This is a genomic window from Comamonas sp. UBA7528 (genome assembly GCF_002479375.1).
Lineage (GTDB): Bacteria > Pseudomonadota > Gammaproteobacteria > Burkholderiales > Burkholderiaceae_C > Comamonas.
In genome coordinates this window covers 24,373-42,073 of record NZ_DLMU01000007.1, presented here as the reverse complement: position 1 = coordinate 42,073, position 17,701 = coordinate 24,373, and the positions used below count along the sequence as shown (strand labels likewise).

Genomic DNA, 17,701 nt, shown 5'->3' with positions numbered 1-17,701 from the left:
CGGGTGTCCCACCGCAGGGGCACCGCCGTGCGCCTGCAGGCACTCAATCCTGCGGGGCCTTGCCGCCCTTGGGTTCCTTGGGCTTGGCACGGCCGGTGAGCTTGTCCTTGATCTCCAGCACCCGCGTCACGGCGGCGCCCATGCCCATCAGTTGCATGGCGGTCTCGGGCTGCAGGCGCTGCACATCGTCGAACCAGGTCATCAGCTTTTCGATCAGTTCGTACATCTCCTGCATGCGCTTTTGCGCATGGCGTTCGTCGTCGGACTGGGCTTCTTCCAGCAGGGCCGAGCGCAGCATGGACTGCGTGGGCTCGATCTCGCGGCGGCGGCGCTCCTCGGCCAGGCGGCGGAAGATCTCCCACACATCCTGCGGTGCTTCAAAGTATTCGCGGCGGTCGCCGGGCTGGTGGCGCAGGTTCACCAGGCGCCACGACTGCAGTTCCTTCAACCCCATGCTGACGTTGGAGCGCGAAAACTCCAGCGTCTCCGCAATCTCTTCCGCATTCAGCGCGCGCGGCGACAGAAACAGCAGCGCGTAGATCTGACCCACCGTGCGGTTGATGCCCCAGCGGCTGCCCATCTCGCCAAAGTGGGAGACGAACTGCCGGTTCAGGGAAGGAAGGGGTTGAATCTGACTCATAAAGGAATTGTGCCTGTGAATTTAAGAATTTCAGCACTTCCTGAAATTGTCCGCAATGCAGGCCGGGCCAGGGGGTGGCCGCGCCGAACGGTCAGTTGCCGGGGCGGAACCCGCCCGGCACGGGCGTTCTCAACGGTGCAGTTCGCCCGCGTTCTCGGGCTGGAAGTCGATGCCGTCCACCCGCACCGTCACCTTCTGGCCTGTGGGGCTGGGCATCTGGAATGCATCCCCCACGCTCAGGCCCAGCAGGGCAATGCCCACGGGGGCGAACACCGACACCTTGTCTGCGCTGCCATCCATGTCCTTGGGATAGACCAGGGTCAGGGTGTTGCTCTTGCCGCTTTCCAGCAAGGTGAAGCGCACGGTGGAATTCATGGTCACCACGGTGGCGGGCATCTCGGCCGGCTCCAGCACATCGGCACGGTCGAGTTCGGCCTCCAGCACGGCGCGGCCCGGAAACTCGCCCGGCATCTTCTCCAGCAGGGCTTCGATGCGCTCCAGGTCCAAGGTCGACAGAGTGATGGTGGGCTTGCGCTCCATGGCGGTGCTCCTTGCGGGATGGGGGTAAAAGTCGGTCCGCCAGGCTCAAAAAACAAAAGCCCACACGGACAAAAGCCCGGGCAACGGGGTTGTCCGGGCCAAGGCAGTGAAAAAGCACCAACTTGGTGCATTGGACGTATTGTGGCGCTTTGCCGCGCCCCTGCCAAGCATCCCGCACGCCGCCGGTGCGAATTGCCGCTGCGGCTTGCAACTTTCAAAAAAGGAGCTAGCGGTGGCCGCCAGTATGTGCCTGGAGCCGCTGCGGCACCGCCCCTGCGGTGCCAGGCCTGGCGGGCCTGCAGCGGAACAAGCCCCTGCCTGCGTCAAGGTTCCGGCATCCGCATTGCGTGTATAGCTGTATTTATATACAGTTATCTCATGCCGTCCCATCCCGATCCGCATTCCGACCTGCCTGCCCAGCCCGTGCAACTGCACAAGGGCCGGGGTGCGGCCAGCTGGATCGCCCACCGCTTTGCGCGCGATGCCCGCGAAGCGTTTGACGATGGCTGGGCCGATGGGACGGCGCGCACCACAAGTGCAGAAGGGGAGGACGGCGAAGAGGCACCGGCCTCGCGCACGCAGCTGGAATGGGAGCAGTGCAAATCCGCCCTCAGCCGGCATGATTCTCCCGACCTGCCGTTCCACCTGGGCCTGAATCCGTACCGGGGCTGCGAGCATGGCTGCATCTACTGCTACGCCCGGCCCACGCACAGCTATCTGGGCTATTCGCCGGGGCTGGACTTCGAGACCCGGCTCGTCGCCAAGGCCAACCTGCCCGAGGTGTTGCGGGCCGAGCTGTCCCGCCCCCGCCATGTGGCCGCGCCGGTCATGCTGGGCTCGGTCACCGACTGCTACCAGCCCATCGAGCGCGACGTGGGCTTGACCCGCCGCACCATCGAAGTGCTGGCCGCCGCGCGCCACCCGTTTTCCATCGTCACCAAGGGCAGTGGCATCGAACGCGACCTGGACCTGCTGGTGCCGCTGGCCCGGCAGAACCTGGTGGCGGTCTATGTCACCCTGACCACGCTGCAACCCGATCTGGCCCGCAGGCTGGAACCCCGCGCTGCGGCACCGCACCGGCGCCTGCGCACGGTGCGCGCCCTGGCGGAAGCCGGCGTGCCCGTGGGGGTAAGCCTGGCGCCGCAGATCCCGTTCCTGAACGACGATCTGGAACAGGTGCTGGCCGCCGCGCAGGCCGCTGGTGCACGCCAGGCCTTCTATGCCGTATTGCGCCTGCCGTGGGAGCTGGCGCCGCTGTTCGAGGAATGGCTGCGCCTGCACTACCCGGACCGCGCCCAGCGCGTGCTGGAGCGGGTGCGCGATCTGCATGGCATCAGCAAAGAGGGCCGGGCCGACGGCAAGGTCTACCAGAGCCAGTTCGGCCAGCGCATGAAGGGCACGGGGGCCTGGGCCGACATGCTGTCCCAGCGCTTTGCCCTGGCCTGCCGCAAGCTGGGCCTGAACCGCGAGCGCGTGCAGCTGGACTGCAGCCAGTACCACCCCAGCCTGCTGGGCGGCCAGCAAAGCCTGTTTTGAGTGCGGATGACCGTACAAAAAACAGGTGAACCCGCTGTGCGGCGGCGCCCGCCGCTAGGATGCCAGTCGGCGTATTCGCACAGCGAACAAAATAGACAAAAAAACATAGCAACGCGCGCGAATCCCATGGGGGCACCGGTTTCTGCACAGGCATCTTGGCCTGGCAGCGGGCGCCGCGTTCCCCACGCAACGCCTGCCTCCTGCCCACGCACGCTGTAGCGGTACTTGTCGATAACGGTGCCTGCAGCGGTGCACCGCAGGTAATTCCAGGCAGCTCCAAGCACCTCCAAGCAGTTCTTCGCTGAGATGGCCGATCTATCCCCCGACGCTGAATCCCGCACCACACCCCCTGCTGCACCCCCTGCCGCCACCCGCTCTGGTTGGCGTGCACGCTGGCTGACCGTGGCCGCACTGGGCGCACCCGGTCTGTGTTTCATCGTGCTGGGCTATGAGGGGCGGCGTGTCGCGCAGCTGCTGACCTTGCTGCTGCCCCTGCTGCTGTGGTTGCGCATGCCCTTGCGCACACCTGTGGGCATCATGGTCCGGCGTTGGCTGGTCACCTTGGGCATCCTGGTGTTCGTGCTGGATGGCGTGGCACGCACCTACCTGCTCAGCAGCTACCAGGCCGCACCGGATTCCACGCTGGTGCTCAGTGCCATGGCCAATACCAATCTGCGCGAAAGCCTGGAATACGCGGCCCAGTCCTGGCGTGGCTTGGCGCTGTTCGGCCTGGTGCTGGCGGCCGTGGCCGCGTGGATCTGGCTGGTGTCCGGCAAGCTGGAGGCGGTGCCTGCGCCCGGCCCGGGCCGAAAGCGCTCGCTGATGGACTGCGCGGTGCTGGTGCTGATCGGCATCCTGCTGCTGCTGTCAGCAGCGGCCTATGCCAACAAGCCGTGGCGCCGCCTGCACCCGGTGCTGTTCTGGCCCCACTGGGTGGAAAGCACGGAGAAACTGCGCAAGGGCTGGGCCAACCTGGACGCGGTGCGCAATGAGGCGCTGGAGCGCGCCCAGGCCGCTGCGCCCGTGGTGCTGCGTGAAGGGCCTTCCACGGTGGTGCTGGTGCTGACGGACAGCATCAACCGCGACAACTTCTCGCTCTACGGCTATGGGCGCAAGACCACGCCCGGCCTGCAGCAGCACCAGCGGCAGCTGGGCGCGCAGATGCAGGTGCTGCGCAACGCCTGGTCGGTGGATGCCGCCACCTTGCCCGCAATCGGCAACCTGTTTTCCTTCGGCATGCCCGAGGCCGACGACGCCCAGCACCTGCTGGCCCTGGCGCGGGTGGCCGGCTACAAGGTCTGGTGGATCAGCAACCACGACGATGTCGCCATCGAACAGCAGCATGCCCGCCACGCCGATGTGCTGCAGATGATCAACCGCGAACCCGGGCGCTCCAGCATGTCGCTGGACGGGGAGTTGCTGGACGAATTCCACACCGCCCTGCAGGCGCCGGATCAGCGCAAGTTCATCGTGGTCCACATGCAGGGCGCGCACCCGCACTACAGCCTGCGTTTTCCCAAAGGGCACAACCCCTTTGATGATGCCGATGACGCGGTCGATGCGGCCATGGCCCGGCAGGGCCGCCCGGTCTGGGTGCGGGAGCTGCGCCAGAATTACGACGCGGCCGTGCTCTACCACGACTCGGTGGTGTCCGAGCTGCTGCGCCTGTCGCGCGAAGCGGACCGGCCACAGGCCTATACGGGCTGGATGTACCTGTCCGACCATGGGCAGGAAGTCGGCCATGTGGGCAACCATGTGGGCCACAGCCCCGGCACGGCGGCGGGTTACCGCATCCCGGCCATCGTCTGGCAGTCACACGCGGCGGCGCCCATCCCGACGGACTGGGCCCAGCGGCCATTCCGTGCGGACTGGGCGGCCTGGACGCTGGCGGACCTGCTGGGGGTGCAGTGGCATGGCCAGCAGGTGCAGCACAACGTGCTGCATGCGGACTACCGCTGGCAGGCGCCCCAGTTGCCCCAGCTGGGCACCCAGCTCCCCTCGTTCACCGATTGAATGCGCGGCACGTCATGCGTCACGTGTCATATTTCATGCGTTGTACGCGGCATACCGTACGCAGCGCACGGCTGGCCTCACCCGCACCACGAACACCACGCACACCATGCGCACCCTGGGCGCCGCAGCCGGCCCACGGCTTACACCGCATCCCAGAACGACCGCACCAGCACGCTGTCGCTGCGCTCCTGCATGCAGTACAGATAGGTGGTGGTGCAGGCCGGGGTGCCTGCAATGCGGACGGGCTTGAAGCGCGTGTCGGGAATGAACTCCGCTTCCGACACCGCACCAATGCCCAGGCCGCGTGCCACGGCCTCGCGGATGGCTTCGCGGCTGCCGATTTCCAGCCCCAGTTGCGGCTGCACCCCGGCGGCGCGCAAGGCCTGCTCCATGGCCGCACGGGTGGTGGAGCCGGGCTCGCGCAGCAGCAGCGGCTGGCCGTGCAGCGCCGTGATGTCCACCTCGTCGTGCCGCGCCAGCGGGTGCTCCACATGGGCAAACAAAATGATGGCGTGGCGCGCATATTCGCGCGCCAGCAGCTCGGGGCGTTCGTACAGGCCGGCCAGCACCGCCACATCGGTGCTGTAGTGCGCCAGGTCGTGCAGCACCTGCTGTGAATTGCCCATGCGGATCGACAGCTGCATGCCGGGGTAGCGCGCCCGGTAGGCCGCCACCATCTCGATCACGTGGAAAGGGCCCACCGCACCCAGCTTCAGCTCGCCCTGGTGCAGCTTGCCCGAATCGCGCAGAAAGAACGCGGCCTCCGACTCCAGCGCCAGCAGCCGCTGCGCCAGCGACAGCAGCTTGCTGCCGGCCGTGGTCAGCGCCATGCGGTAGCCCTGGCGGTGGAACAGCTCCACCTGGCTTTGCCGCTCCAGCGCGGCAATCTGGGTAGAGACCGTGGGCTGGCTCACGCCCAATGCGCGTGCGGCGGCGCTCAGGCTGCCGTGGTGTGCCACGGCCACAAAGGTGCGGTAGCGGGCGTTGCTCATGGGGCCGCGCTCCGGCGGAAACAGGGGTGAAGAATCATCTCAAGGTGTGACCTATGGAAACTGTGCAAACCGATTCTGAAACCTTCACATGACAGTCATATGTCGTCCCTAGCATTCCATCCATCGCACGGCATCCCGCAAGTGCGAATGCTGAAATGCAAAGGACTCTCCCATGTTGATGACCCGTAAAGCCTGGCTGCAAGGCGCCACCGCAACCCTGGCCCTGGCCGCCGCCGGCATGGGCGGCAGCGCCATGGCCCAGCCCACCGAACTGCGTGTGGGCCTGATCCCTTCCGAAGACGCGCTGGCCATGATGCGCGCCAGCCAGCAAGTCATGGACCAGCTGGCCGCCAAGACCGGCATGAAGGTCAAGCCCTTTGTGGCCAACGACTACAACGGCGTGATCGAAGCCATGCGCTCGGGCAAGATCGATGTGGCCTACTTCGGCCCCTTCTCGTACGTGCTGGCCAGCCAGATGGCCAACGCCGAAGCCTTTGCGATACCGGTGACCAAGAAGACCGGCCAAAGCTCGTACCACAGCATCATCATCACCAAGAAGGACAAGGGCCTGACCAGCGTGCCCCAGCTGCAGGGCAAGACCTTTGCCTTTGTGGACCCCAGCTCCGCATCCGGTCACCTGTTCCCCAAGGCCGGCCTGAAAGGCGAGGGCGTCGATACCGACAAATACTTCTCCCGCGTGATCTTCTCGGGCTCGCACGACGCCAGCATCATGGCCGTGGCCAATGGCAAGGTCGACGCTGCAGCCGTGGCCGATCCCATCTTCTCCAACGCCGTCACCAAGGGCCTGGTCAAGGCCGAAGACTTCCAGGTGGTGTGGCGCTCCCAGGCCATCCCCGAATCGCCCATGGCCTGGCGCAAGAACCTGGACGCCGCCACCAAGCAGAAAGTGGCCGCCGCCATGGCCGAGATCAAAGGCCTGCCTTGGGGCGACCGGGGCGAGCTGAACGGCTTCTCGTCCACCAACGACCAGGCCTATGACGTGGTGCGCACCACCGCCAAGGCCCTGAATCTGGACCTGGGAAAAATGAAATGATCACCATCCGCAACCTGCGCAAAAGCTACGGCAGCAACCATGTGCTGCACGGCATCGACATGGATGTGAAGGCCGGCGAATTCGTGGTCATGCTGGGCCTGTCGGGCGCCGGCAAATCTACCCTGCTGCGCTGCATGAACGGCCTGAACCAGCCCGACACCGGCACCCTGCAGGTGGGCGGCATCGACCTGATGCAGACCCATTCCCGGCGCGAACTGGCCCGCCACGTGGCCATGGTCTTCCAGCACCACAATCTGGTGCAGCGCCTGTCGGTGCGCAAGAACGTGCTGACCGGCCGCCTGGGTCAGGTGGGCACCTTGGCCTCGGTGCTGCAGTTCTTCAAGCACAGCGACATTGCACTGGCAGACCAGTGCCTGGAACGCGTGGGCCTGGTCCACAAGGCGCTGGAGCGCACCGAAGCACTGTCCGGCGGCCAGATGCAGCGCGTGGGCATTGCCCGCGCCCTGGCCCAGCAGCCGCAGGTGATTCTGGCCGACGAACCCGTGGCCAGCCTGGACCCCAAGACCGCACGCCGCGTGCTGCAGTACCTGCGCGATGCCACCCGTGAAATGGGCATTGCCGTGGTCTGCAATCTGCACCAGGTGGACTACGCCAAGGAGTTTGGCGACCGCATCGTCGGCCTGTCCCAGGGCCGCATGGTGTTTGACGGCACACCGGCGCAGCTGGATGACGCCGCCCTCAACGCCATCTACAGCACTGATGCGCAAGCGGCGGATGCTGCCACCAGCGCCAGCCACAGCGTGCATGTACCCACAGGCCCGTGGCACGCCGGCAACGCGCAACTGGCCACCAGCGCAGGAGCCATCTGATGCACAGCCCGACCCTGAAGACCCAACGCGACAGCTGGCAGTGGACGGCTGGCCGCCCTGAAAGCACCGGCGGCTGGCTGGGCTACGCCGCGCTGGCACTGGCCATAGGCTGGGTGCTGCACTGGAGCGCCGGCGGCGCGCAGATGAGCTGGGGCGAACTGGCCAACGGCATGCCGCAGATCGGCGATTTTCTGGCGCGCTCCGTGCCGCCGGACATGGACATCCTGCCGCGCCTGTGGGCACCGGCGCTGGAGACCATCCAGATTGCGATCTGGGGCACCTTGCTCAGCGTCATCCTGGCACTGCCGCTGTCCTTTGTGGCCGCCAGCAATCTGCACAGCTGGCACTGGCTGCGCCGCACCACCCGCCAGTTCCTGAACGTGGTGCGCAGCATCAACGAACTGATTCTGGCCCTGGTGTTTGTCTCGGCCGTGGGCCTGGGCCCTTTCCCCGGCGTGCTGGCCCTGGCGCTGCACGGCATGGGCATGCTGGCAAAGTTCTTTGCCGAGGCGATTGAAGAAATCGACGACGGCCCGCTGCAAGCCCTGCGCAGCGCCGGCGCCAGCCAGCTGCAGGTGATTGCCTTTGGCGTGGTGCCCCAGGTCATCACAGCCTGGATCGCCGTGGTGCTGTACCGCTTTGAAGTGAACCTGCGCTCGGCCACCGTGCTGGGCATGGTGGGCGCAGGCGGCCTGGGCTTCGAGCTGGTCAGCAGCCTCAAGCTGTTCCGCTACCAGGAAACCGCCACCTGCATCATCGTCATCACGGTGATGGTGATCGCCGCCGACATGGTCTCCAACTGGTTGCGCAACCGCATCCAGCAAGGCCCCCGCCACTGACCTTGTGCCCTGGTGCCGCATGACCGGCACGGCCACCACGGCCTGGGCACACACCGTGCGTTGTGGCGCCGTAGCACGGCAACGCCGCCACAACGCCGCCGCCGAACACCTCCTCAACCCCCTCTGTCTGCACTGGCCCGCCAGTGCGGCAGGCCGGTCTCACCCTGAATTTTGCAAAGGTCATCTCCCGTGTGGACTTATCACAACCCCGTGCGCGTCACTGCCGGCAACGGCAGCCTCAACCAGCTGCCCACGCTGCTGGCGGGCCGCAGCTGCCTGCTGGTCACTTTTCCGGAGGCTGACAGCCTGGGTCTGGTGCAGCGCGTGCGCAGCCTGATCGGCGCCCAGCTGCGCGGCGTGATCGACACCATCCAGCCCAACCCCGATGTGCACTGGCTGGCCCCGCTGTACGAACAGGTGCAGTGCCAACATGCCGATGTGCCGGTCATCGTGGCACTGGGCGGCGGCAGCGCCATCGACTCCGCCAAGGCGCTGCTCTGCGCCACGCCCGGCGGCTGCTTTGCCGAACTGCTGGCCGTGCTGGAGCAGGGCGGTCAGCTGCCCACCTCTGCCGCCCACAAGGCGCTGATCGCCATCCCCACCACGGCCGGTACCGGCAGCGAAGTCACCCCCTGGGCCACCATCTGGGACCAGGCCGGCAGCCGCAAGCATTCGCTGCACCAGCACTGCACCTGGCCCGAAGCCGCCCTCATCGACGCCGAGCTGATGGCCAGCCTGCCCACAGGCGCTACCCTGGCGGCGGGTCTGGATGCGCTGTCGCACGCGCTGGAATCCATCTGGAACGTGCACCGCAACCCCGTGTCCATGGCGCTGGCCGTGCAATCGGCCCGCTGCACCCTGGCCACCTTGCCGGCGCTGATGCGGGACCTGGGCAACCTGCAGCTGCGCGCTGACATGGCCCAGGCCGCGCTGCTGGCCGGGCTGGCGTTTTCCAACACCAAGACGGCGCTGGCGCATTCGCTGTCCTACGACATCACCTTGCAGCACGGCGTGCCGCACGGCATTGCCTGCTCTTTCAGCCTGCCCTTGGTGCTGGACATGGCCCTGGGTGCCGACCCGGTGGCCGACGCCGCATTGCTGTCCATCTTTGATGCCATGACCCCGGCGCTGGCCAGCGAACGGCTGCGTGCCTTTTTGCACCAGCTGGGCGTGGCCACCGATCCCGCCCACTACGGCGTGGCGCCCGCCGCCTGGCAAGCCATGGTGCACAAAGCCGCCAGCGGCCCGCGCGGGCGCAACTTCATCCGCCCGCTGGCCTGACCCTGTCCCTGACCTTTTCCGTGCTGCGCTGACCACCATGTCCCCCACCTCCACCTTGCCGCTGGCCGCGTACTGTCCCGCCCGCACCACCGTGCATGCGGGAGCGGCAGGCGGTCGTGCAGCCTTCTCCCTGTTTGCCTTCCTCTTTGTTTTTCAGGAGCTTCGCCATGAACGCCACCACATTGACCCCGTCCGCCACCTTCAACGCAAGCTGCGCCGCGGCAGCAGCCGGCTCCGCCGCCGACTTGGCGCCGCTGCAGGCCGTCATCTTTGACTGGGCCGGCACCCTGGTGGACTTTGGGTCCCTGGCCCCCACGCAGATCTTTGTGGAAGCCTTTGCCACCTTCGGCATCACCATCACCTTGGCCCAGGCGCGCGGCCCCATGGGCCTGAGCAAATGGGACCACATCCACCAGCTGCTGCAGGATTCCAGCATTGCCGCCCAGTGGCAGACCGCCTTCGGCCGTGCGCCCGGCAATGAGGATGTAGACGCCATCTATGCCCGCTTCATGCCCATGCAGATCGCCAAGGTGGGCGAGTTTTCGGCACCCATCGACGGCGCGGTGCAACTGCTGCCCTGGCTGCGCGCCCGGGGCCTGAAAGTGGGCTCCTGCTCGGGCTACCCGCGCGAAGTGCTGAACCAGTTGCTGCCCCAGGCCGCTGCCGCCGGCATTGCCCCCGACCATGTGGTCGCCGGCGACGAGCTGCCTGCTGGCGGCCGCCCCGGCCCTTTCATGGCGCTGGCCAATGTGCTGGCCCTGGGCATTGGCGATGTGCGCGCCTGCGTGAAGGTGGACGACACCGTGCCCGGCATCGACGAAGGCCTGCGTGCCGGCATGTGGACCGTGGGCCTGAGCCTGTCGGGCAACGAAGTGGGCTACAGCGTGCAGGAATACGCCCAGGCTTCGCAGGACGAAGTGGATGCCCGCGTGGCCGTGGCCGAAGCCAAGCTGAAAGCCGCCGGCGCCCACTATGTGGTGCGCAGCGTGGCCGATCTACCGGCCGTGCTGGCCCAGATTGCCGCCGCCATGCGCGCAGGCAAGACCCCGGCCTGAAGGCGGGCCGACGGCGTGCGGCACCCGCTGCGTGCACCCGAATCCAGGAGCCCTGAATGGGCTGCTGGTGGGGCAGGGGAGTGGCGGTGTGCCGCTCACACCTCCAGCACCTTCCACGCCCAGGGCGCTGGTGTGGGGGGCGCCGTCGCCCCCCTCCGGCCCTTTGCCTGGATCGTCAAACGGGATCGGCAGGTCCGGGCTGTGGGTCGGGTAAATCAATTCGGGTAGTTCGGATTGACGATGGGCAGGTTGGCCGACTTGGCCGCCTCCCGCATCTGCGGAATCGCCTCCACCAGCTTCTGCCGGTACTCGGCCCCGCTCAACGCCACCGGGTCAATGCCAATGCGGGCAAAGGCTTCCGCAATTGCCGGTGTCTTCATGATGGCCAGCACCGTCTGCTCCATCCGGTCGCGCAGCGCCTTGGGTGTGCCCTTGGGAAAGGCCATGCCCATCCACGAATCGGCCGTGATGTTGTGCCCCTGCTCTTGGATGGTGGGCACCTCCGGCAGCTCCACCCAGCGCATGGGGCTGGCACTGGCAATCATGCGCAGCTTGCCCGCCTGGATATGCGGCAGCACATCGGACGGGTTCAGCACGCTGGCATCCACCTGCCCGCCCAGCACCGCACCAATGGTTTCCGGGCCGGACTTGTAGGTGATCTCTTCAAACTTGCCGCCGGTCTGCTTGGCCAGCTCCATGAACGGCGTGCTGTTGGGAAACGCGGGGGACGAATAGAACACCCCCTTGCCGGTTTTGGATGCCGCAACCAGGTCGGCAATATTCTTGTACGGTGAATCGGCCCGCACCACCATGCCATAGCGGTAACGCGCCACCCCGGCGATGTACTCAAAATCATCCAGCTTGTAATCCAGCTTCATGATCTGCGGCGACAAGGTCATGCTGGTGTAGCTGGCCAGGCCCAGCGTATAGCCGTCGGGCTTTTGCTTGGCCAGATAACCCACGCCCAGCGTGCCCTGGGCGCCGCCCTTGTTCACGGGAATCACCGGCTTCTTCAACACCTCTTCCATCGCCTTGCCAATGGTGCGCGCCGTCACATCGGTATTGCCGCCGGCCCCAAAGTTGATGACGAAATTGATTTCCTTGGCCGGGTACCCCTCTGTATTGGCCCAGGCTTGGCTGGCCGAAAGCAGTGCGGCCATTGCCACCGGCGCGCAGCCACGGCGCCAGCGCGCGGTGCTGGACAAACCGGGGAACAAGGCAGAGCTCAATACAGTGTGCAAACGGCGCATGGCAAGACTCCAGAGGTGAATGAAACCAGGGCCTGTGTTTTGCGGCAGCAGGCCGGAATCTCAGTGGATGCGCAGCAAGAATGAGTGAGCGGGAGAGGCAATCCACCGATGGCACCATGCTCTGTGGGCGCCTCCGCCGCTGCTGTCATTTTTTGGACAGCGCTGCCCATGCAGACCGTCCGCACCAAACAGGGACGCATCAGCTTTTGCGTGCAGCATTCAGCGCCCGCAAGGCCTGGCGCAGATTGCGGCGCTGCAGCACCCGCTGCGGTCTAGGGAAAACCGTATGCGTGTTTTCCTGAGCCTTTTTGTGGATGCATATGCCTGTGTTTCTGTTGCAGCACACGATCATCAGAAACCGGCACATGCCATGCCCGTTGGCCATAAGCAGCCCTGACTATGCGCCAGTAGAGCAAGCCAAATATCCATAGGTTTTGCAATGCATGCGGCAGGCGCACAGTCGGTTGTAAGTTTGTGTTACGCATGCTGGTCTAGGATGGACGGCGCTAAATAGTGACCGCCAAGTACCACGCTGCGTGGACCGCAATGGTCACTGCCTTTGGAGATTGCCATGCTGTTGATTGTGGGCACCGTGCGCCTGCCGCCCGAAAACCTGGAACGCGCCAAACCCGTGATGGGGGCCATGGTGCAAGCATCGCGTGCTGAGGCGGGCTGCCTGGAATATGTCTATGCCGAAGACCTGTTTGTGCCCGGTCTGATCCATGTGAAGGAACGCTGGACCGACCAGGCCGTACTGGATGCGCATTTTGCGTCGGCGCATATTCAGACATGGCGGGCCAGCTGGGAAGGGTTGGGGATTGGAGAGCGGAATTTGAAGGTGTATGAGGTGAGTGAGCCGAGGGATACCTGACCCACTCATCTATTTTTCGAACCGTTGCTGTCGGTTTTATTGCGATGGACAACTTCTGCTGTGCAGCGGTGGCGGTCGCTTGCAGATAGGCAAAAAACTCGCGGTGTGAGCCATATTGCGGTCAGAGCAATTCCTCGGCGTAGTTAACGATGGGTGTTTATATAGCCGGCGTCAGTGCTCAATATGAAGACAAAGACTTGCCGGTTAGGGAGAGGGAAAAGATGCACTTGGCCAAACTGGTTATTAAGAACTTCCGCAAGCTCGCCCATGCGGAGCTGACATTCCAGCCCGGTCTGAACGTCATAGTCGGAGGGAACAACGTTGGCAAGACGGCGGTCGTCAATGCATTGAGAGCCCTGTTGGCTGGCTACGACGAGCCATATCCCCGCGTCGGTGAGGAAGATGTGCACCGGCCGCCTAACGGTGCCCCGGCTGGCGATATTGTTTTCGAGTATGTCTTCAGCGGCCTGGATATCGACGACGAGGCAGACTTCCTCGCGGCCCTGGTGCCCGACGGCGAGGGCAATCTGGAGGCGCGCATCACGATTCGCTATTCCGAGCCGGACAAAGCCGGTAGGCTCCGCGCGAAGCGCTGGTGCGGAGAGCATGAAGACGTCAGCCTTACGGCTGACATGATGGAAAACTTGCGCGGCGTCTATTTGCAACCGCTTCGGGACGCATCGCAGGGGTTGAAGCCGGGGCGTACCAGTCAGCTGGCGAGGCTGCTGCAACTTCTTGCAACTGAGACCGGAATCGAAGGTATCAACAAGGCGCTCCAGGGACTGGATGGGGAACTAAAGAAGCATCTGCCGATTCTCGACACGCACGAAGCGATCAACACTCGCTACCAATCGATGCTAGGGCCACAGTTGGCGCAGCTGATTGATGTAGGCCTGAGCGCGAGCGACTTCAAAAACCTGAAGTCAAGACTATCGTTACTGGTTGATGACTTCGAGATCGAGCAGAACGGCTTGGGCTTCAACAACCTGATATTTATGGCGGTGGTACTGAGTGAGCTCACGAAAAACCCTGACTCCTGCTATCGCGGACTGATCGTTGAGGAACCAGAGGCTCATCTGCATCCGCAGTTGCAAGCGGTGCTACTGCAATACCTCGAATCAATAAAGGCCATCGATGGTGAAAAGCCGGTCCAGCTATTCGTGACAAGCCATTCGCCGAACTTCGCTAGCATCGCTAACTTGGATAGTTTGGTGTGCTTGGTCGATATTGGCGGATCCGTCGCAACATTCTTTCCGCGCAAAATCGCGTTTAAAAAGGGCAAGCGTGAGAAGCTCGAACGCTACTTAGACATCACACGCGCGGAGCTTTTTTTCGCTCGCCGCGTCATCTTTGTAGAGGGCGCAGCCGAGTTGATGATGGTTGACGCGCTGGCAAAGCGTATCGGATGTGATTTGCGTCAGCATGGCGTGAGCTTGATTAGCGTGGAAGGGTTGAACTTCGACTCGTTCCTCCCGCTGTTCGGTGACAAGGCGCTGAAGATCCCGGTCGCTGTCTTGACTGATGCCGATCCTGTCGCACCCAAGCCAGCAAAGAAGGGGGATGGTGGGGCTGATCAGGGTGGCGTTGCAGCACTGGAGGGTGCTGTAGCTATCGGTGCTGGAGATCTGCCAGAAGAGGAGGATGACGATGCAGAGCCTGTGTACCCGGCGCCTGGCGATGTTATTACCATATCCGCGAACACCGCCAAGATGAAGGCTTGCGAGGATGTACATGTGAAGGTGTTCCATGGCCTCAAGACCTTCGAATACGACCTAGCCCTTGAGCCTGCCAATAGAGGGGCGATGCTAACGGCGCTAACAGAGCTTCATCCAAAGATCGCCGCCACCCTGACCGTGAGCGTTAACGCGGCAGCGGGCGATGCGGACAAGGCGAAGGCGCTGTTCTGCGGCATGTTCGAACGCCCAAGAAACAACGTGCAAAAGGGCAGCTTCGCCCAGGCGCTAGCGCAGGTCATTGCGGATCCCGAGCAGCCCTTCACCGTGCCAGCCTACATCCAGGACGCGATCAAGCACGCCTGCCAGGTAGCCGGCAAGGCATGAGCACGCTGACACAAGAGCAACAAGCAGTCGTCGATGCTCCCATAGCGCCTCTGTGCGTCATTGCATGTGCAGGAAGCGGCAAGACTAAGACGGCGGTGCAGCGTCTTGTCCAGATGCGTCGAAACCTCGGTAACGCGCGCGGGCGCATCGCGTTGCTATCGTTCTCCAACGTGGCGGTCGACACATTCCGAAAGGCCTACGACATACTAGCGTGTGACATTCCGGCTGGCGTTGGTCGGGACCGTGTTGAGATTGACACGTTGGATGGGTTCATTACCAATATCATCCTTCGCCCTCACGGACATCGCACGATGGGGGCACCCCAGGCAGCTTATCTCGTGACCGGAGGCGAGGCGTTCCTTGGAAGCTTCACGTTCAAGACAGCAACGTATCCAATGCCTATCACGGAGTTGCAGGTCGCTTTCAGGAATGGTAAAGAGTTCTTCTACTACAAGCGTAATGACAAACTTGAGCTTGTGGCCCACTCCGCGGCTCGTGAGGTAATTGGACGCCTTGGCAAGACCGGGGCGTATACCCATGATCTTGGACGTTACTGGGTATACCGGGTATTGAAGGAACGCCCGGAGCTTCTGACTGTAGTGGTCCGCCGTTACCCGCATATCTTGATCGATGAGGCTCAGGACATCGGCTCGGTACACCAAGCCATCCTGCAGTTGCTGATCGATGCCGGCGCGTGCGTGACGCTCATAGGCGACCCTAACCAGGGAATCTACGACTTCGCGGGCGCAGACGGCAAGTTCCTGAGTGAGTACCACCAGCGTCAAGGCGTACTGCCGTATTCCTTGACGCGCAATTTTCGGTCTGTTCCCCAGATCGTCAGTCTCGCTAATGGGCTGTGCGGGCGCGATGACGTGGCCGAGCGTGCCGCACCTGCCACACTGCATGGTGCTTTCTTCACGGGGTACACGCGTGGTCAGCATGCTCAACTGGTCACTGCTTTTCAGGGGGCGCTAACGATCGCGGGTGCCGATGCTAGACGTTCAGCAGTGCTTTGCCGTGGTCGCAGCTTGGTCGAGGATGTACGTGGCGACGCGCCTCCTGCCGGGCAAGGCTCGGTGAAGGTTTTTGCGGCGGCCGCGGTGTTACGCGATCATAAACAGGACTTCAGAAGTGCTTTTCAGCGCGTGGCCATAGGCGTGGCTGCATTGCTGGACAAGCCTCCGCATGGCCTCGTGAACTACGTCACTCAATCGGGAACCCCACCGGCCAAGTTGCCGAGGGCACGTGCGCTGCGGCGCGAGATTTGGGCCTTCACGCGGGATCCGAAAGCCGGGTTGCCATCTGCCTCCTTGACCGCTGACACGCAATGGCATCCGCAGTTAGTGGCCAATATCAAGAACTTGCTTGAGAAGCTTCGGACCGAGTTTGGACTAACGCCTGCAGCGAACATCGGTCTCAAGTTGAAGAAGACCAACCTGCCAAATGCTGCTCTGTTGAATGCCGAGGATTTGGCCGATGACAAGGCTGCCTCACTGCGAGTCGACACGGTGCACCAAGCAAAAGGAGAAAGCCTGGATGCCATCCTCTACATGACCCTCAAGGACCATGCTGAGGAGCTGCTCGCAGGTGTAGGCACTGAAGTCGGGCGCATCGGGTACGTCGCATCGACTCGTGCCAGAGATCTCCTATGGATAGCCGTTCCGAACAATGCGCTGAAAGATCTGCGGCCCCTGTTTGAGGCGAAAGGGTTTCAGGAGGTTCGCTGATGACGTGTGACGGCTTCCTAGTTGCATGCCGCTGAGTGGCCGTTATTCAACTAGGCCCCCTTGAGCGGAAGCAACTAGCCTAAAGTAGTCGTCAGGGACGAGTGCACCAGCTTCAGGCCAAGCGCTGCTCCTTTGCAAGTTCGGCATGCTTACATCCATTCACCCCCGCCCCACAAACGGCATCTTCGTCGCCATCACCGTGTGAAACAGCACATTGGCTTCCAGCGGCAGATTGGCCATGTACAGCACGGAGCGGGCCACGGTGTGGGTGTCGATCATGGGCTCCACCGCAATCGTGCCGTTGGCCTGGGGCACGCCCTTGGCCATGCGCTCGGCCAGTTCGGTGACGGCGTTGCCCACATCGATCTGGCCCACGGCAATGTTCCAGGCGCGGCCGTCCAGGGAGGCGGTCTTGGTCAGGCCCATCACGGCATGCTTGGTGGCGGTGTAGGCGGCAGAGTTGGGGCGTGGTGCGTGGGCGGAAATGCTGCCGTTGTTGATGATGCGCCCGCCCTGGGGGGACTGGTCGCGCATCACGCGGAAGGCCTGCTGCAGGCAATAGAACATGCCGTTGAGGTTGGTGTTGACAACGTCCTGCCAGTCGGCGGCCGACCAGTCCAGGAACGAACCCGGCGGGTTGCCGCGCCCGGCGTTGTTGAACAGCAGGTCCACGCGGCCCCATTGCGCCACGGTCTGGGCAAACAGCTGCTGCACGGCGGCGGCGTCGGTCACATCGGTGGGCACGCACAGCACGCGGTCGGCGGCTTCGTACTGGTCTTGCGCGGCCTGGCGCACTTCTTCCAGCATGGCCAGGCGGCGCCCGGCCAGTGCCACATGCCAGCCGTCACCCACCAGGGCCAGGGCGGTGGCTTTGCCGATGCCGGAACCGGCGCCTGTGACAACGGCAACTTTGCGGGTGGGGCTGAGGGTGGGCATGCGGTTCTCCTGACGGAATGAGGGTGGTGTTGCGGTCGATTGTAGAAAGCGGAGCGTCGCGCTGGGCGGTGGCGGGC

Annotated in this window: 15 protein-coding genes; 10 read left to right on the top strand and 5 right to left on the bottom strand. The window is 63.9% G+C overall.

The window, feature by feature from the left end; genetic code table 11:
* Window positions 1–43: 43 nt before the first annotated feature.
* Together B3349_RS08875 and rnk are read right to left on the bottom strand one after the other, a co-directional pair.
* Window positions 44–640: a GbsR/MarR family transcriptional regulator gene (locus B3349_RS08875; RefSeq protein ID WP_291588295.1), complete on the bottom strand. Its 597-nt coding sequence runs from the start codon at window positions 638–640 to the stop codon at window positions 44–46.
* Window positions 641–769: 129 nt separating this feature from the next.
* The gene (rnk, locus tag B3349_RS08870; protein ID WP_291588294.1) at window positions 770–1,180 is read right to left on the bottom strand and encodes a nucleoside diphosphate kinase regulator; all 411 of its coding nucleotides are present in this window, start codon (window positions 1,178–1,180) and stop codon (window positions 770–772) included.
* 378 nt (window positions 1,181–1,558) lie between these two features.
* On the opposite strand from rnk, the gene B3349_RS08865 reads away from it, so the two are divergent.
* Together B3349_RS08865 and B3349_RS08860 are read left to right on the top strand one after the other, a co-directional pair.
* Complete coding sequence (locus B3349_RS08865; RefSeq protein WP_291588293.1) at window positions 1,559–2,716, top strand: PA0069 family radical SAM protein; 1,158 nt, start codon at window positions 1,559–1,561, stop codon at window positions 2,714–2,716.
* A gap of 306 nt (window positions 2,717–3,022) precedes the next feature.
* Window positions 3,023–4,729 (top strand): phosphoethanolamine transferase, encoded by a 1,707-nt coding sequence (locus B3349_RS08860; RefSeq protein WP_291588292.1) that lies wholly within the window; start codon window positions 3,023–3,025, stop codon window positions 4,727–4,729.
* 140 nt (window positions 4,730–4,869) lie between these two features.
* Here B3349_RS08860 and B3349_RS08855 read toward each other — a convergent pair whose 3' ends face one another.
* On the bottom strand, window positions 4,870–5,721 hold the full coding sequence (locus B3349_RS08855) for a LysR substrate-binding domain-containing protein (RefSeq protein WP_291588291.1): 852 nt from the start codon (window positions 5,719–5,721) through the stop codon (window positions 4,870–4,872).
* A 172-nt stretch (window positions 5,722–5,893) separates the two neighbouring features.
* On the opposite strand from B3349_RS08855, the gene phnD reads away from it, so the two are divergent.
* The 5 genes from phnD to phnX all read left to right on the top strand — a co-directional run bounded on the left by phnD (window position 5,894) and on the right by phnX (window position 10,780).
* On the top strand, window positions 5,894–6,775 hold the full coding sequence (gene phnD, locus B3349_RS08850; protein WP_291588290.1) for a phosphonate ABC transporter substrate-binding protein: 882 nt from the start codon (window positions 5,894–5,896) through the stop codon (window positions 6,773–6,775).
* Entirely contained in the window at window positions 6,772–7,605 is an 834-nt protein-coding gene (gene phnC, locus B3349_RS08845; RefSeq protein WP_291588289.1) for a phosphonate ABC transporter ATP-binding protein, read from the top strand. The genes phnD and phnC overlap by 4 nt, the downstream gene beginning before the upstream one ends.
* Window positions 7,605–8,444 (top strand): phosphonate ABC transporter, permease protein PhnE, encoded by an 840-nt coding sequence (gene phnE / locus B3349_RS08840; RefSeq protein ID WP_291588288.1) that lies wholly within the window; start codon window positions 7,605–7,607, stop codon window positions 8,442–8,444. Before phnC ends, phnE begins: the two co-directional genes overlap by 1 nt.
* A 189-nt stretch (window positions 8,445–8,633) precedes the next feature.
* Complete coding sequence (psrA, locus tag B3349_RS08835) at window positions 8,634–9,725, top strand: iron-containing alcohol dehydrogenase PsrA (RefSeq protein WP_291588287.1); 1,092 nt, start codon at window positions 8,634–8,636, stop codon at window positions 9,723–9,725.
* A gap of 167 nt (window positions 9,726–9,892) precedes the next feature.
* A complete protein-coding gene (gene phnX, locus B3349_RS08830; protein WP_291588286.1) occupies window positions 9,893–10,780 on the top strand; it encodes a phosphonoacetaldehyde hydrolase in 888 nt (295 codons plus the stop codon).
* Between the two features lie 215 nt (window positions 10,781–10,995).
* On the opposite strand, the gene B3349_RS08825 is transcribed toward phnX, so the two are convergent.
* Window positions 10,996–12,030 carry a tripartite tricarboxylate transporter substrate binding protein gene (locus B3349_RS08825; protein WP_291588285.1) on the bottom strand — a complete coding sequence of 345 codons (1,035 nt, stop codon included), beginning with the start codon at window positions 12,028–12,030 and terminating at the stop codon, window positions 10,996–10,998.
* A gap of 571 nt (window positions 12,031–12,601) precedes the next feature.
* Here B3349_RS08825 and B3349_RS08820 point away from each other — a divergent pair.
* From B3349_RS08820 to B3349_RS08810, 3 genes are all read left to right on the top strand, one after another.
* On the top strand, window positions 12,602–12,901 hold the full coding sequence (locus tag B3349_RS08820; protein WP_291588284.1) for a putative quinol monooxygenase: 300 nt from the start codon (window positions 12,602–12,604) through the stop codon (window positions 12,899–12,901).
* Window positions 12,902–13,122: 221 nt separating this feature from the next.
* Complete coding sequence (locus tag B3349_RS08815; RefSeq protein ID WP_291588283.1) at window positions 13,123–14,961, top strand: ATP-dependent nuclease; 1,839 nt, start codon at window positions 13,123–13,125, stop codon at window positions 14,959–14,961.
* Window positions 14,958–16,688 carry a UvrD-helicase domain-containing protein gene (locus B3349_RS08810; RefSeq protein ID WP_291588282.1) on the top strand — a complete coding sequence of 577 codons (1,731 nt, stop codon included), beginning with the start codon at window positions 14,958–14,960 and terminating at the stop codon, window positions 16,686–16,688. The genes B3349_RS08815 and B3349_RS08810 overlap by 4 nt, the downstream gene beginning before the upstream one ends.
* 159 nt (window positions 16,689–16,847) lie before the next feature.
* Here the strand turns inward: B3349_RS08810 and B3349_RS08805 are convergent, their stop codons facing one another.
* Entirely contained in the window at window positions 16,848–17,624 is a 777-nt protein-coding gene (locus tag B3349_RS08805) for an SDR family oxidoreductase (RefSeq protein ID WP_066534102.1), read from the bottom strand.
* Between the last annotated feature and the right edge of the window lie 77 nt (window positions 17,625–17,701).

Bases quoted from the DNA above. Each gene is read 5' to 3' on its own strand.
- B3349_RS08875 (WP_291588295.1), bottom strand. From the start codon at position 640: ATGAGTCAGATTCAACCCCTTCCTTCCCTGAACCGGCAGTTCGTCTCC.
- rnk (WP_291588294.1), bottom strand. From the start codon at position 1,180: ATGGAGCGCAAGCCCACCATCACTCTGTCGACCTTGGACCTGGAGCGC.
- B3349_RS08865 (WP_291588293.1), top strand. From the start codon at position 1,559: ATGCCGTCCCATCCCGATCCGCATTCCGACCTGCCTGCCCAGCCCGTG.
- B3349_RS08860 (WP_291588292.1), top strand. From the start codon at position 3,023: ATGGCCGATCTATCCCCCGACGCTGAATCCCGCACCACACCCCCTGCT.
- B3349_RS08855 (WP_291588291.1), bottom strand. From the start codon at position 5,721: ATGAGCAACGCCCGCTACCGCACCTTTGTGGCCGTGGCACACCACGGC.
- phnD (WP_291588290.1), top strand. From the start codon at position 5,894: ATGTTGATGACCCGTAAAGCCTGGCTGCAAGGCGCCACCGCAACCCTG.
- phnC (WP_291588289.1), top strand. From the start codon at position 6,772: ATGATCACCATCCGCAACCTGCGCAAAAGCTACGGCAGCAACCATGTG.
- phnE (WP_291588288.1), top strand. From the start codon at position 7,605: ATGCACAGCCCGACCCTGAAGACCCAACGCGACAGCTGGCAGTGGACG.
- phnX (WP_291588286.1), top strand. From the start codon at position 9,893: ATGAACGCCACCACATTGACCCCGTCCGCCACCTTCAACGCAAGCTGC.
- B3349_RS08825 (WP_291588285.1), bottom strand. From the start codon at position 12,030: ATGCGCCGTTTGCACACTGTATTGAGCTCTGCCTTGTTCCCCGGTTTG.
- B3349_RS08820 (WP_291588284.1), top strand. From the start codon at position 12,602: ATGCTGTTGATTGTGGGCACCGTGCGCCTGCCGCCCGAAAACCTGGAA.
- B3349_RS08815 (WP_291588283.1), top strand. From the start codon at position 13,123: ATGCACTTGGCCAAACTGGTTATTAAGAACTTCCGCAAGCTCGCCCAT.
- B3349_RS08810 (WP_291588282.1), top strand. From the start codon at position 14,958: ATGAGCACGCTGACACAAGAGCAACAAGCAGTCGTCGATGCTCCCATA.
- B3349_RS08805 (WP_066534102.1), bottom strand. From the start codon at position 17,624: ATGCCCACCCTCAGCCCCACCCGCAAAGTTGCCGTTGTCACAGGCGCC.